11 protein-coding genes and 1 CRISPR repeat array (1 of these 12 running past the window's edge) are annotated in these 15262 nt (G+C 39.8%); of the genes, 3 read left to right on the top strand and 8 right to left on the bottom strand.

Features of this window, described 5'->3' with window-relative positions:
* Positions 1-444: direct repeats of the CRISPR family, unit length 30 nt; unit sequence ATTTACATTACACTCTGTTTAGATTAAAAC (it extends 179 nt beyond the left edge of the window).
* A 97-nt stretch (positions 445-541) separates the two neighbouring features.
* The 7 genes from IW492_RS07310 to pcrA form a co-directional block, all read right to left on the bottom strand.
* Complete coding sequence (locus IW492_RS07310) at positions 542-799, bottom strand: hypothetical protein (RefSeq protein ID WP_202066931.1); 258 nt, start codon at positions 797-799, stop codon at positions 542-544.
* A gap of 29 nt (positions 800-828) precedes the next feature.
* Positions 829-1887, bottom strand: coding sequence for a diacylglycerol kinase (locus tag IW492_RS07305; RefSeq protein ID WP_202066930.1), 1059 nt, complete (start codon positions 1885-1887; stop codon positions 829-831).
* Positions 1888-1904: 17 nt separating this feature from the next.
* Positions 1905-3335 (bottom strand): Asp-tRNA(Asn)/Glu-tRNA(Gln) amidotransferase subunit GatB, encoded by a 1431-nt coding sequence (gene gatB / locus IW492_RS07300; protein ID WP_202066929.1) that lies wholly within the window; start codon positions 3333-3335, stop codon positions 1905-1907.
* Positions 3335-4804: an Asp-tRNA(Asn)/Glu-tRNA(Gln) amidotransferase subunit GatA gene (gene gatA, locus IW492_RS07295; RefSeq protein WP_202066928.1), complete on the bottom strand. Its 1470-nt coding sequence runs from the start codon at positions 4802-4804 to the stop codon at positions 3335-3337. The genes gatB and gatA overlap by 1 nt, the downstream gene beginning before the upstream one ends.
* The gene (gatC, locus tag IW492_RS07290) at positions 4804-5109 is read right to left on the bottom strand and encodes an Asp-tRNA(Asn)/Glu-tRNA(Gln) amidotransferase subunit GatC (RefSeq protein WP_202066927.1); all 306 of its coding nucleotides are present in this window, start codon (positions 5107-5109) and stop codon (positions 4804-4806) included. Before gatC ends, gatA begins: the two co-directional genes overlap by 1 nt.
* Positions 5110-5533: 424 nt before the next feature.
* Complete coding sequence (ligA, locus tag IW492_RS07285; protein WP_202066926.1) at positions 5534-7567, bottom strand: NAD-dependent DNA ligase LigA; 2034 nt, start codon at positions 7565-7567, stop codon at positions 5534-5536.
* Between the two features lie 13 nt (positions 7568-7580).
* The gene (gene pcrA, locus IW492_RS07280; RefSeq protein ID WP_442896311.1) at positions 7581-9794 is read right to left on the bottom strand and encodes a DNA helicase PcrA; all 2214 of its coding nucleotides are present in this window, start codon (positions 9792-9794) and stop codon (positions 7581-7583) included.
* A gap of 339 nt (positions 9795-10133) precedes the next feature.
* On the opposite strand from pcrA, the gene IW492_RS07275 reads away from it, so the two are divergent.
* From IW492_RS07275 to IW492_RS07265, 3 genes are read left to right on the top strand one after another with little or no spacing between them, the layout of a single operon-like run.
* Entirely contained in the window at positions 10134-10886 is a 753-nt protein-coding gene (locus IW492_RS07275) for a DeoR/GlpR family DNA-binding transcription regulator (RefSeq protein ID WP_330927585.1), read from the top strand.
* Entirely contained in the window at positions 10883-11794 is a 912-nt protein-coding gene (gene pfkB / locus IW492_RS07270; RefSeq protein WP_202066923.1) for a 1-phosphofructokinase, read from the top strand. The genes IW492_RS07275 and pfkB overlap by 4 nt, the downstream gene beginning before the upstream one ends.
* 16 nt (positions 11795-11810) lie before the next feature.
* Positions 11811-13736, top strand: coding sequence for a PTS fructose transporter subunit IIABC (locus IW492_RS07265; RefSeq protein WP_202066922.1), 1926 nt, complete (start codon positions 11811-11813; stop codon positions 13734-13736).
* A 70-nt stretch (positions 13737-13806) separates the two neighbouring features.
* Here IW492_RS07265 and IW492_RS07260 read toward each other — a convergent pair whose 3' ends face one another.
* Positions 13807-15141, bottom strand: a complete 1335-nt coding sequence (locus tag IW492_RS07260) for a hypothetical protein (protein WP_202066921.1) — start codon at positions 15139-15141, stop codon at positions 13807-13809.
* Positions 15142-15262 lie beyond the last annotated feature (121 nt).

The following is a 15262-nucleotide window of genomic DNA, read 5'->3' as shown; positions in this document are numbered from 1 at the left end:
TTCAGTTGCATGATCTAGCATTTACATTACACTCTGTTTAGATTAAAACGTGTAACTGTTAACGCTTGTATCTGATTTTTAAAATCATTTACATTACACTCTGTTTAGATTAAAACAAAAGCGTAATATACCTTACCGCCAGTTTTAGAATATTTACATTACACTCTGTTTAGATTAAAACTTTTATCAACATTCGGTTACATTATTGCTGGGTCTGATTTACATTACACTCTGTTTAGATTAAAACGCTAAAACTTGTGCCGTTTTAGAAATTTCTGTTGTATTTACATTACACTCTGTTTAGATTAAAACCATCAGCTTTTAGGTCTATTACATCATTCCAATTATATTTACATTACACTCTGTTTAGATTAAAACTGCCCTTTAAGTTCTTTCACCCATTCATTTATCCAAATTTACATTACACTCTGTTTAGATTAAAACGGGTACCTATTTTCCCCTTACCACATAAGGATTTTCAGCGCCTGTTCTGTCGATCAGCTAACTTTCTCGCTTTGACCTCTCCATTTTACTGTAGTTATTACTCAAAAGTCAATGCTAGCAATGTTTCTATTAACTGTCGATCGCCCACCTTTTCTACAGTATTAAAGGTCGACAGCTTCAATCGTAAACCAATTTTTTTATCCTGCCGCTCGAGCATTCCCAATATTATCTCCCTTTCTAACAGAACAAAAAAGCTGAAATTCAAGAAAATCAGCACTTCTTCTGAAAGTGCGCAGTACGACCGCACCATGGCAGTCGACTGGCGATTTTCATTAAATTTCAGCTTATATTTCATATAATAATAATGCTTCCTAAAATCAAAGGTTATTTTTTAACTTTTTCTCCTCCGGCAATTTTTCCATCACCATCGATATCCTGATCTGTCAGCTTTTCAACTTCCTTCACAAAATCTCTGGTAATCCCTTCATAATCTTCTTCATCTTCATCAACAATTCCAATAACAGCGTCAGAAGGAATATCATCCATATTTGCAAACATTTCGATATGCTGATGCAGATTCTTAAAGGTCATAGGTGCTTCTCCGCCGTATTCACCATCAAGGTTAATGAGCATCCTGTTTTCAGCATTCAGTGTCTCTGCATGGAGATAGTTTGTTTTCGTATAAATCAGACGATTATCTTCTACATGTTTTCCGCCATTCAGCATCAATGCCACCAGATGAACAATTTCAAAGATGTTTGCTGTTTTTACAATAATTAATGAAAACTTGCCGTCGTCCAGTTTTGCATCAGGAGCAATCTGTTCAAAGCCTCCTACCGAATTAGTCAGACCTAAAAAGAACATAGAGGCATTTCCTTCATAAACACCGTCATCATAAGTCATTCTCATTTTGATCGGCTTTACTCTCGGCAGCATTTCTGCTCCCTTTACCAAATATGCAAGATAGCCAAAAATACTTTTCAGTTCAGAAGGCACCTCATACGTTAATTCAGTCAAGTGCCCGCCGGCAGCAATGTTAATAAAATAATTTTCAGCAGCCTGACCAATATCCATTTTCACCGTCTGATTTTTTTGAATCACTTTTGCAGCTTCTAGAATATTGTTTCTAGGAATCTTTAGTGCTCGGGCATAGTCATTTGTCGTTCCTGCCGGAATAACAGCCATCAACGGACGTTTTTCAAGAGGAGCAATGCCATTGACCACTTCATTAATCGTACCGTCTCCCCCAGCGGCAACAATCAAATCAAATCCCTGTAAAGCTGCACGTTTTGCTTCATTTTTTGCAGAATCCTGTTCCGGAGTTGTCGCATATGCACTTGCTTCATAACCAGATTCCTCTAAGACATTGAGGATATCCGCCAAGTTCTTTTTGACCAGTTCCTTTCCGGATGTTGGATTATAGATAACTCTTGCTTTTTTCATATCCTGTCAGCTGCTTTCTATCGTTTTGCTAACTCTTCCTGTAATAGCTTGTTCACAACGCCGGGATTTGCCTTTCCTTTTGTTGCTTTCATAATCTGTCCAACTAAGAATCCAACAGCACGGTCTTTCCCATTTTTGAAGTCATCAACGGATTGTTGATTATTGTCCAACACTTCATTAATTATTGGAAGCAGCTGTGCAGGATCAGATAGCTGAACCAGTCCTTTCGCTTCAACAACTTCTTTCGCATCTCCACCATGTTCAATCAATTCTTTAAAGACTGTTTTAGCAATTTTAGAACTGATAGTTCCATCTGCAATTAATTTGATCATACCTGCAAGATTTTCCGGAGTCAGCTTAGTATCAAGCAGTTCCATCTTTTCACTGTTTAAATAGGCAGAAACTTCGCCCATTAACCAGTTTGATGCTTGCTTAGCATCTGCACCGGCTGCCAATACAGCTTCAAAGAAATCAGACATTTCTTTTGTCAGCGTCAGAACCATAGCATCATATTCCGGCAAGCCCAACTCACTGCTGTATCGTTGACGACGTGAAGCCGGTAATTCAGGAAGTGTTTTCCTTACCTGTTCAATCCATGCATCGTCAATTGCAAAACGTGGAATATCCGGTTCCGGGAAATAACGATAATCGCTTGATCCTTCTTTAACACGCATCAATAATGTTTTATTCGTTGTTTCATCAAAACGGCGCGTTTCCTGCTGGATTTCTCCTCCTGAAAGAAGAACTTTTGCCTGACGTTTTTCTTCAAAAGCCAGACCTTTTTTAACAAAGCTCATAGAGTTCAGGTTTTTTAATTCTGTTTTTGTTCCAAATTCCTCCTGTCCATACGGGCGCAGAGAAATATTCGCATCACAGCGCATTGATCCTTCTTCCATTTTCACATCAGATACTTCTGTAAAGAGAATAATTGAGCGCAGAGCTTCCAAATATGCATAAGCTTCTTCCGGAGAACGCATATCAGCCTCAGACACGATTTCGATCAACGGTGTACCCTGACGGTTTAAATCGACATAAGAATATCCATCCGTTCCATGGATATTTTTACCAGCATCTTCTTCCAAATGGACGCGTTCAATACGAATTGTCTTCTTTTGACCTTCTACTTCAATTTCAATCCAGCCGTCATGACCAATCGGCTGATCAAACTGAGAAATTTGGTAGGCTTTGGGGTTATCCGGATAAAAATAGTTTTTACGGTCAAAATGTGTATCTTTTGAAATTTGGCAATTCAACGCAAGGGCTGCTTTCATTCCAAATTCCAAAGCTGTTTTATTCATAACAGGAAGGACACCGGGATAGCCCCAGTCAATCACTGCTGTATTACTGTTAGGTTCTGCACCAAAATGGGCTGGAGCCGGTGAAAAGATTTTAGAGTTTGTTTTTAATTCCACATGGACTTCCAAACCGATGACTGTTTCAAAATTCATTAATCATTTCCCCCTAAAATCACTGGTTTTTTTGTATGAAAATCAGTTGCTTGTTCAAAAGCATAGGCTGCTTTATACATTGTTGCTTCATCAAACGCTTTACCGATAATCTGAAGACCTACAGGCAATCCTTCTGAAAATCCTGCTGGAATTGACATCCCAGGCAATCCAGCCAAGTTAACAGGAATCGTTAAAATATCATTCATATACATCGTAATCGGATCATTAATATTTTCCCCAATACCATAGGCTGCTGTTGGTGCTGAAGGGCCGATAATCAAATCATACTCAGCAAAGACTTTTTCAAAGTCTTGTTTAATCAGCGTACGAACCTGTCCGGCTTTTTTAAAATGGGCATCATAGTAGCCGGCACTCAGTGAAAAGGTTCCAAGCATAATACGACGTTTTACTTCAATACCAAATCCTTCAGTACGTGAATTTACATAGACATCTTCAAGATTTTGAATATTTTCTGAACGATAACCATAGCGAATACCGTCAAAACGCTGCAGATTTGAACTTGCTTCAGAAGAAGCAATGATATAGTAAACTGCAACACCATATTTAGAATGAGGAAGACTGACTTCTTCAATTGTTGCACCAAGGCTCTTAAAGGTTTCTACAGCCTTTAAGATTGCTTCGCGCACATCAGGAGCTACACCTTCACCCAGATATTCCTTAGGTAAAGCAATCTTCATTCCCTTAATATCACCAGTTAAGCCTGCAGCAAAATCAGGAACAGAATTTCCTGCAGAAGTTCCATCTTTCGGATCAAAGCCGCTGATCGCATTTAACACAAGCGCATTATCCTCAACTGTTCTTGTCAATGGTCCGATTTGATCCAGACTTGAAGAAAAAGCAATCAAACCATATCGTGAAACTCGTCCATATGTAGGCTTCATTCCTACAATCCCATTGAATGCTGCCGGTTGTCTGATGCTTCCACCAGTATCACTTCCAAGAGAAACCGGAACCTGACCCGCTGCAACCGCAGCTGCAGAACCGCCGGAAGAACCTCCTGGTACCTTAGAATAATCCCATGCATTTTTCGTTTTCTTAAAGTAGGAATTCTCTGTGCTTCCACCCATAGCAAACTCATCCATATTCAGCTTGCCTACTGGAATTAAATCAGCCTGATAGACCTTATCCATCACTGTTGCATCATATATAGGGTTAAAATTGTTTAAAATCTTTGAAGCTGCAGTTGTCAGAATATCTTTTGTAACAATATTATCTTTAATCCCAATTGGAATTCCTGCTAAAGGATTTGATTCAGTAATTCCTTTTTTATCAATTGCTTCAGCCAGATTCACGGCTTTTTCTTCATTTAAAGTAATAAAAGCATCAATATCTGTTTCAGTTTCCTTGATTCGGTCAAATGTTGCTTTTGTAAGATCCACTGCAGTAATTTCTTTTGAAACAAGAAGATTATGCAGCTCTGCAACAGAATTATCATATAATTTTTCCATTATGCGCCAGCCTCCCCATTGTCAATAATTGCCGGCACTTTGATATATCCATCTTGTGATTCCGGTACATTTCTCATTAATTCTTTTCTATTTGTTCCAGGCTCTGAAACATCATCTCTCATTACATTTACTGTTTCCACAACGTTGGATGTAAACGGAACGCCAGTTGTATCCACTTCTTCAAGCAGTTCAACCATATCAATGATTTTACCCAACTGATCTGTAAATCCAGTCAATTCCTCTGGAGAAAATGACAGTTTTGCCAATTTTGCCACATGCTTTACTTGTTCTTCACTGATTGCCATAAATACCCTTCTTTCCTCAAAAAATACCAATGTCTTTTTTCTTTACCGCAAAAACAAAAGATGACACTTCACAGCTGCCTAATCTAATTTGATGAGGTTTTATAAACCCCAACATTTCTCAGGCAACAAAAAAGACAGTTTTTTCTATTCTATCATAAAAATATCTGGTGATTGAAAGAGATCATGGAAAAAACTGTAAATTTCTTGTTTTTCTGATCTTTCTTTCAAACCTTCAAACATAAAGGCGAAAAGGAGCCAGCTCTACTCTGTTTGTTTCAACTGGCCGTCCCTTAGATTGTTTTTTGCATAAGGAAGGATCACCAGCTGCTTCAATGCTGATACTCAGTAAAATCTCCTAAGCTGTGCCAGATGGACAACAAATACATACATCGTCTATGTTAACCAAGCCTGACATTAAACTTAACTAGAAATGGCTGTTTTCAAGTGCTTCCACCATTTGATCTTCCGTCCAGACAGATACACCTAAGTCCTGCGCTTTTGTCAGCTTGCTGCCTGCTTCTTCTCCTGCCACAACAATATCTGTTTTTTTCGAGACGCTGCCGGTTACTTTTCCACCGAGACTTTCAATTTTCTCTTTGGCTGCTTCCCGAGTGTATTTTTCCAGTTTCCCGGTCAACACAACGGTTTTATCTTTAAAAGGAGATTCCACATCTTCCAGCTGTTCACTACGCAATCCTTTATACGTCAGATTCACTCCGGCTTTTTCAAACTCATCAAGTAGTTCATGCACTTCTTCATTCTCAAAATAAGTAACCAGACTGTCTGCAATAATATCACCGATAGAATCCAAAGCAACAATGGTCTCTTTGTCCGCCTGCGAAATTGTTCGAAGATCTCCAAAATACTCAGCCAATACTTTAGCTGCTTTAGCTCCGACATGGCGAATCCCTAGACCAAAAATCAGCCGCTCCACCGAATTTTCCTTACTTGCAGCAATCGCTGTATAAATGTTATGAGCAGATTTTTCTTTAATTTTATCCAGAGTCATCAGCTGTTCCTCTGTCAGGAAATACAGATCAGCTACATCTGAAACCAGTTCTTTATCAAACATCTGCTCTAAAACTCTGGGCCCCAATCCGTCAATGTTCATTGCATTTCTGGAAACAAAATGACTAAGCCCTTCTTTAATCTGGGCGGGACATTTAGGATTAATACAACGTAAAGCAACTTCTTCATCTAAATGAACCAGTTCACTGTTGCAGACCGGACAATGTGTTGGTGCCTCAAATTCTTTGCTGTCTTCCCCTCGCTTATCAAGCAGCACCTGAGAAACTTCTGGAATGATATCTCCGGCTTTATAAATAATCACGTGATCGTTCAATCGAATACCCTTCATATTGATAAAATCTACATTGTGAAGGCTTGCCCGGCTGACTGTCGTTCCGGCAACTCGGACTGGTGTCATAACAGCTGTTGGAGTCACCACTCCAGTACGTCCGATTGTCCATTCAATATTCTCAATCACAGTTTCAGCCTCTTCTGGAGGAAACTTATAAGCAATTGCCCAGCGTGGTGCTTTCACCGTAAATCCCAGCTCATCCTGCACATGAAAGTCATTGACTTTGATTACTATTCCATCAATTTCATAGGGCAGTTTTTCACGCTTCTCATGATATGCTTCAATATAAGCCCATACTTCATCAATATCCTTGCACAGTGTTTTCTCAGGATTGGTACGCAAGCCTATCTCAGACAGCTCTTCCAAAGCATCAAACTGTGTTTCAGCCTCCATCGGTCCAAAATCAGCCACAGCATATAAAAATGTACTTAAATTACGCTTTGCTGTAATAGCCGAATCCAACTGACGAAGACTGCCTGCTGCTGCATTCCTTGGATTGGCAAAAACATCCTTGCCAGCTTCTTCCCGCTCCTTGTTCAAATTGACAAATGATTGTTTCGGCATATAGCACTCGCCGCGAACCTCAATAGATACAGGCTTCTTCAATTTAAGCGGAATAGATTTCACCGTCTTGAGATTTTCAGTAATATTTTCTCCAACGGTTCCGTCTCCACGCGTCGCTCCCTGAACAAAGTCACCATCCACATATTTCAGCGAGATAGCCAAACCGTCAATTTTTAATTCACAGCAGTAGCTGACTTGTTGACCAGCCAGCTTTTGAACCCGCTCATCAAAAGCATAGATATCTCCTTTTGAAAATCCATCATTCAAACTGTACATTGGAACATCATGGGTTACTTTCTCAAACCCTTCCAATATTTTCCCGCCTACGCGCTGTGTCGGTGAATCAGATGTGATCAGATCAGGAAATTCTGTTTCAATATCCACAAGCTCCTGATACAGTCTGTCGTATACATGGTCTTCTACTGTCGGCTGATCCTCCACATAATATTCATGAGAATAGCTGATCAGCTGCTCTCTAAGTTCCTTTGAACGCTTTGCTGCCTGTTCCAAGGTCAATGGTTGATCCGTTCCCATCTGTGTTCTCCTCCTATATTTTTTCGATTGGCGCAAATGCAGCCAGCAGACGTTTAATCCCTTTTTCCGGAAATGCAATATCCAACTCAAGATCTTTTCCATTGCCTCCGGTCTTAACGATCGTCCCTGTTCCCCAAGCTTTGTGTTTCACTTTATCTCCTGCTTTCCAGTCCATCGCTTCACCGCCGCTGGCTATTTTATCTGTAACTGATTTTTGCGTCGGCTGACTATAAGCAGGTTTAAAAATCCTTGGTTCCCGCTGCTGAACAGTTCTTTGCTGCGATGAAAAATCAACACCCTGTCTGTTAAACAGCTCTTCTTCAATTTCTTCCAGAAAACGGCTTGGACGATTGTACTGCGTTTTTCCATATAAGGTACGAGAAAAAGCATTTGTCATATACAGCACTTCTTCTGCTCTTGTAATTCCAACATAGGCAAGGCGGCGCTCTTCTTCCAGTTCATGTTCTTCAAGCATGGCACGAGAGAGAGGAAATATCCCTTCCTCCAGACCAATCAGGAAGACTACTGGGAACTCCAGCCCTTTGGCTGCATGTAAAGTCATCAGAGTTACCTGTGAAGTACTTTCTTCAAAATCATCAAGATCTGATACCAAGGCCAAATCATTCAGGAAAACAGCCAGCTTTTCTTCCGGTGCTTCCGCTTCTTCTTCATTCTGACGGGCATAGCGTTTATCAAATTCCTGCGTAACACTTAGAAATTCATCAAGATTTTCAAGCCTCGTCTGTGATTCCAAATTATTTTGTGCAACCAAATCATCTTTATAACCGCTTCGATCCAGCACTTCTTTGACCAGCTCAGTAATTGTCAGATAAGGAACCATTTGAGTCAGCTCCTGAATCATCAAGCCAAATCCCCCCAGCTCTTTCCCTGCTTTACCAGAAATATTGGCAAGCTCCACATTCTGAGCCGCTTCCAGCATAGACCAGCCATGCATGACAGAAAAACCTCTCAATTTATCGACCGATGTTTTTCCAATTCCACGCTTCGGCGAATTGACGATTCGTTCAAAGCTCAAAGAATCCATAGGATTGGAGATAATGTTCAAGTACCCCAGAATATCTTTGATCTCTTTCCGATCATAGAATTTGTGCCCGCCAATCATCGTATAAGGAATATTCGATTTCAGCAGCATCTCTTCCATTACACGCGACTGTGCGTTTGTTCTGTAAAGAACTGCAAAATCACCATAGATTCGATCATTGTCTGCCATTTCTTTTTGAATTTGCTGAACAACAAACTGTGTCTCTTCACGTTCGCTGTTTCCGCGGTAATAGACAATTTTTTCACCGTCATCATTCTCAGTCCAAAGGCTTTTATCTTTCCTATTTCGATTATTGCCGATTACATTATTGGCGGCAGATAAGATTTTTTTGGTTGAACGATAGTTTTGTTCCAGTAAAATGACTGAAGCATCAGAATAATCTGTTTCAAAATCCAGAATATTCTGCATATCAGCTCCCCGCCAGCCGTAGATACTTTGATCTGCATCTCCTACTACACAAAGATTTCGGAAGCGTTCAGCCAGCATATTGACAAGCATGTATTGTGCATGGTTTGTATCCTGATATTCATCTACATGAATATAGTGAAACTTATTTTGATAATATCCCAGTGTATCCGGCTGTTCATTAAACAAGCGAATTGTATTCATGATCAGATCGTCAAAATCCATACATTGATTGTTTCTCAGCTCTTTCTGATATTTAGCGTAACACTTAGCGGCAATTTCCTCATATTGGCTGCCCTGAAGCTCAGCCATTTTTTCAGGTGTCTGCAATGCATTTTTTGCATTGCTGATGGTTCCCAGTATTGTTCTTGGATCATATTTTTTTGCATCAATATTCAGTTCGGCAAGTACTCGTTTCATCAAAGTCCGCTGCTCTGAGGTGTCTATAATTGTAAAGTTCCGATTGTAGCCGATCTGGTCCACATCCCGGCGGAGTATTCTTACACACATTGAGTGAAAAGTCGAAATCCAGACATCCTCACCGCCATGCGCCAACAATCGAGCCACTCGTTCTTTCATTTCTTTAGCTGCTTTATTGGTAAATGTAATTGCCAAAATATTCCATGGATTGACATTCTTCTCTTCAATTAAGTAAGCAATTCTATGAGTTAAAACCCGCGTCTTTCCACTGCCGGCACCGGCCATAACTAAAAGCGGTCCCTCTGTATGTAAAACAGCTTCTTTCTGTTTAGGATTCATCCCTTGAATCAAGGCGTTTTTTGGAGCCATTTTCAACGTCCTCCCTTAAATTTCAATCCTTACTATTATACCAAATAAATGGGGGAAATTCTTTAAAAAGACCTGTTGATTTTAACAATTTATTCTGCAGCAGCTTCAAGAATTGATTATTCTTCTAAAACCAGTTGTTTCTTTAATATTAAAATAGAAAATGAACTGTTTTATCCCAAATTTCTGCTGCTAAAATTCAATTTTTTGGTTAAATACAGATACATTTAAATGTTTTTAGATGTTTTTGACTGTTTTTGATTGATTTTTATTATTCAGCATGATAATATATCAGTGAAATGAGGGATGGAAATGCTTACAGAAGAACGTCATAAAAAAATAAAGGAGCTGTTGGAGCAGCAGTCAATTGTAAAATCCCAAGATTTAACTTCTTACCTTAACGCTTCAGAATCAACTATTAGAAGGGACCTGCAGGACCTTGAAAAAGCAGGACTTCTGGAAAGAATTCATGGCGGCGCCAAAATAAAAAATGATTTAGGTACTGAACAGTCAATGATTGAAAAATCAGTCAAAAACGTTCAAAACAAACAACTTATTGCAGAGACTGCCGCTGATCAGGTAGCTGACGGAGATGTTATTTACCTTGATGCGGGGACAACAACGCTGGAAATGATTCCTTTTTTAGCCCTAAAAAAGATCACAGCTGTCACTAATTCGGTGCATCATGCAGCCAAGCTGGTTGATCTGAATATCAACACAATTATATTGGGCGGAACATTAAAGCTTTCAACTAAAGCAATTATCGGGGCATCCGGCATGGAGCAGCTGCAGCAATTCAGATTTAATAAAGCTTTCATGGGAATGAATGGTGTACATCCTGAATTTGGCTTAACTACCCCTGACCCCGAAGAAGCAGCTTTAAAAAGGCTGGCAATCCAGCACGCAGATCAGGCATTTATTTTAGCAGATCAAAGCAAGCTAAACAAAATTACGTTTACCAAAGTAGCTGATTTAGATAGTGTAATTTTACTGACAGATTATTGTCCGGAAGATCTGTTGAAAGAGTTTCAGGAAAAAACAACAGTTAAGGAGGTTTCAAAATGATTTATACAGTAACTCTTAATCCTTCCATCGATTATATTGTCCACGTCAACCATCTGGAAATCGGCGGGTTGAATCGAATGCAAACTGATATAAAGCTTCCCGGAGGAAAAGGGATCAATGTTTCCAGAGTTTTGAAAAGAATGTCCATTGAATCTACTGCAATGGGATTTATCGGAGGATTTACCGGAACCTTTATTTCAGATTGGCTTTCCTCAGAAAAGATCAAAACAAGCTTTACTGGAGTGAAGGACGATACGCGTATCAATATTAAGCTGAAATCTGATCAGGAAACTGAAATAAATGGTACTGGTCCAGTAATATCTGATGAAGAAGCAGAGCAATTAAAAGTACAATTTTCAGTCCTTTCTCCCGGTGACATTGTCATCCTCTCAGGGAGCACTCCGCCAAGTCTTCCTGTCGGCTTTTATAAAGAGCTGATAGAGCTGGTTACTTCAAGCGGTGCTGAATTTGTAATTGATACTACCGGAGAGGATTTAAAGATCGCTCTAGGTAAGCGACCTTTAGTAGTTAAGCCTAACAATCATGAACTGGCTGAACTTTATCAGACATCTTTTACGAGTGTATCAGACATATTGCCATACGGTCAGCAACTTTTAAAAGAAGGTGCAAAATACGCTATTGTATCAATGGCCGGTGATGGTGCTCTCCTCTTCACAAAAGAAGCTGTTTATCAATCCAATGTATTAAACTATCCATTAAAAAATTCTGTAGGTGCAGGCGATTCAATGATTGCCGGATTCGTCGGAAAATTTTCAGAAACCAATGATCCAATTGAAGCATTCAAATGGGGGGTTGCCTGCGGAAGTGCTACTGCTTTTTCAGATGATCTGGCAGCTGCTGAGCTTATCAATAAACTGGTTAACGAAGTTAAAATAAAAAAAATGTAAAGGGAGGAACAACATTATGGACATCAAAGATTTACTTATCAAAGACGTCATGATTATGGATTTACAAGCAACAGACAAACAAGAAGCCATTGATGAAATGGTTGCTAAAATGTATGCCGGCGGTCGTATCTCCGATATCCAAACATACAAAGAGGGGATCTTAGCACGAGAAGCGCAAACTTCAACTGGATTGGGCGATGGAATTGCTATGCCTCATGCCAAAAATAATGCGGTTAAAGAGGCTACCGTTTTGTTTGCAAAAAGCAGGAAAGGCATTGACTATGAATCTCTGGACGGACAGCCTGTTTACTTGTTCTTTATGATTGCGGCTCCTGAAGGTGCAAACGATACCCATCTTCAAGCATTGGCGGCTCTTTCCAAATTACTGGTTAATCCCGATTTTGTTGCACAATTGAAAAATGCGAAAACACCAGAACAAGTTCAGGAACTGTTTCAGTCTGCAGAACAAAAAAGACGAGAAGCAGAACAGCAGGAACAAGCACTGCAGGCTTCCCCAAAAGCTGGAGAAAAATTTATCGTAGCAGTCACTGCCTGCCCTACTGGTATTGCCCATACTTATATGGCCGAAGATGCACTCAAGAAGAAAGCTAAAGAAATGGGTATTGAAATCAAGGTAGAGACAAATGGCTCAGAAGGAATTAAAAACAAGCTGACTGCTGAAGAAATTGCCCGTGCTGACGGAGTTATCGTTGCGGCAGATAAAAAAGTGGAAATGAATCGTTTTAATGGAAAAAATCTGGTAAACCGACCTGTCAGTGATGGAATTCGCAAGCCAGAAGAACTTATAGATTTGGCAGTAAGCAACAATGCCCCTGTTTTCCACGGAAAAGATGATGGCTCTCATTCTGCTGAAGACGATGCTGCTGAAGGCTCCGTTGGTTCAAGAATTTATAAGGATTTGATGAATGGTGTTTCTCATATGCTTCCTTTCGTCATTGGCGGCGGAATTGCTATTGCTCTTTCATTTATGATTGACCAGTTTTTAGGTGTTCCACAGGATCAGTTGGCGAGTTTGGGAAGCTACAACGAAGCAGCAAGCTGGTTCAATCAGATAGGCAGTGCGGCTTTCGGCTTTATGCTGCCTGTATTAGCTGGTTTTATTGCATCTAGTATAGCCGACCGACCTGGATTAATTGTTGGATTTGCTGCAGGAGCTTTAGCAAATACTGGAGGAGCAGGTTTCCTTGGCGCACTTATTGGTGGCTTCCTTGCAGGCTATGTCATTGTTCTTTTGAAAAAGCTTTTCCGAAATCTGCCGAAATCTCTAGATGGAATTAAAACAATTCTGTTTTATCCGGTATTTGGTTTATTGATTACCGGGGCAGCAATGCTGCTTATTAATATTCCTATGAAAGTAATCAATGATGGTTTAAACAGTTTCCTGCTAGGGCTTGACGGAACAAACGCAGCTTTACTAGGTGCCCTGCTGGCAGGCATGATGGCTGTTGACTTAGGCGGACCAATTAATAAAGCCGCTTATGTTTTCGGAACTGCTTCCATTGCAACTTCTTTAACAGAAGGCGGCAGTGTGATTATGGCAGCTGTAATGGCAGGAGGAATGGTTCCTCCGCTGGCTATCTTTATTGCTACTTTATTATTCAAAAACAAGTTTACACAAGATCAAAAAGATGCAGGACTGACCAATCTGATTATGGGACTGTCTTTTGTAACAGAAGGAGCAATTCCGTTTGCTGCAGCCGATCCGCTTCGGGTGATTCCCGGATTTATTGTCGGCTCTGCATTGACAGGTGCCTTGGTCGGCGGAATGGGTATTCGTCTCTTAGCTCCTCACGGCGGTATTTTCGTTGCATTGCTGCTAAACAATCCAATCATGTACTTGCTGTTCATCGCAGTGGGTGCTCTTGTCTCAGCGATTGTGGTCGGCTCATTAAAGAAATCTGTTATTGAAGTGAAAGCTTAAATTTATAAAAAAGCTGCCGGGAATCAATTTCCCGGCAGCTTTTTTAATGCCCTTACAACCTGTTTGCATTTCATTCTTCTTCTACTGCCATTTTCAAGTTCTTTGCTTCAAGCTGAGTATTACTCAGAAAAGCCACTCTTAAATGATTTTTTGCTTTGTCTAAATCAAAATAAGTCACTTCCTTCTCCTGATTTAAATTACTGATAGTTACATCATAGAGTTTTTCATACAGAGGCTCCAAAGGAAGCTCCTTCAGAAACTGATCCGGTAAATAGAAGCGCAGCACTGCAATGTATGATTCATATCTTTCATCCATGATATCTATTTCAAGATATTGACGAATATAAAATTCATAAGCAGAGAGCCCTTCGTCAAGAGTCAGTTCCGGATTTAAGACGCGATAATTCATCATTTTTTTTCCCTCATGGTCAATCCATGGAAAATACGCCTGTACATTTAAAATTCCTCTTGTTCGATTTTCTGAATATTCCTTTCTAATATAATCACTGCTGCGAGTCACAAAATAAGTTGCTTTCTTTTTTTCAACTGGTTGAAGCTGATCGTTTTGATACTGAACAGTCTGTACCGCCTGATCAATGAATGCAAATTCTATTAATGGCGGCCGTAATACGCCTACTCCGTTGGTCCACACCAGCTGATCAAAGCCTATCTGTTCTCTGAAAAAGCACTGATATTTCTGATTGACTTCAGCTTCCCATTTAAAAGGATCTAAATACAAAGAAATTTTCACCATATCATTTTGCAGCTCTTCAATAGTTTGCACCTGCTGTACTTCCAGGAAAATCTGTCTTGGAATAATCTGAAAATATAGATTGGAATAATACATTTTCCAGCATGAGGTCATACATAACCCTTTATAATAAATATCATAGCCCGAAAAAAGATTACAATCAACGACAATCTCCTTGTTGTAGTTGTAACGCTTCGGCAGTTTTTCCAATTCATCTTGGCTTTGAAAATCCCGTTTATCCAGTCTTTCCACATTATTATACAAATATTCATCCAGTGATCGAATATACCCGTAAGTCCCATTTTTTTCCATTCTCAGATCACAGTAATTTTCAACCATTTTGTGATAAGCTGAAAAGATACTGGCATCGAAAATGTTTCTCTCCACAATCGTCAATCCTGAGATATGTACTTGAAACTCGCCTCCAGCTGCTCGGATCTTCAGCCAAAGATTACTTTCTGGAGTCAGCTGCTCAAATGCTTCTTTTATTCTAAACAAATTGAAAGCTTCCGTTTCTCCATCATTTATCCGAAATATTTCAGGATCAGTTAAAATCCTGACAAAACTGACCCAGTCCTTCAGCAGTTCTGTCAGTTCATCTTTTGAATTGCTGCTTAAGTGCGACAACATATATATTTTTTCAGTTTTTCTCATTTCATCCACCTCTATCACAATCCGATTCACATTGATAACTGAACAGCCCGCTGCTTTATTAGCAAGCGGAAGAATCGATTTATTTGTAGAAAAAGAGTCTTGACCTCTTTTAGCATAATCA

Origin of the sequence: Enterococcus sp. BWB1-3 (assembly GCF_016745275.1) — a bacterium.
GTDB lineage: Bacteria > Bacillota > Bacilli > Lactobacillales > Enterococcaceae > Enterococcus_L.
This window is presented reverse-complemented; position numbering and strand designations above follow the sequence as displayed.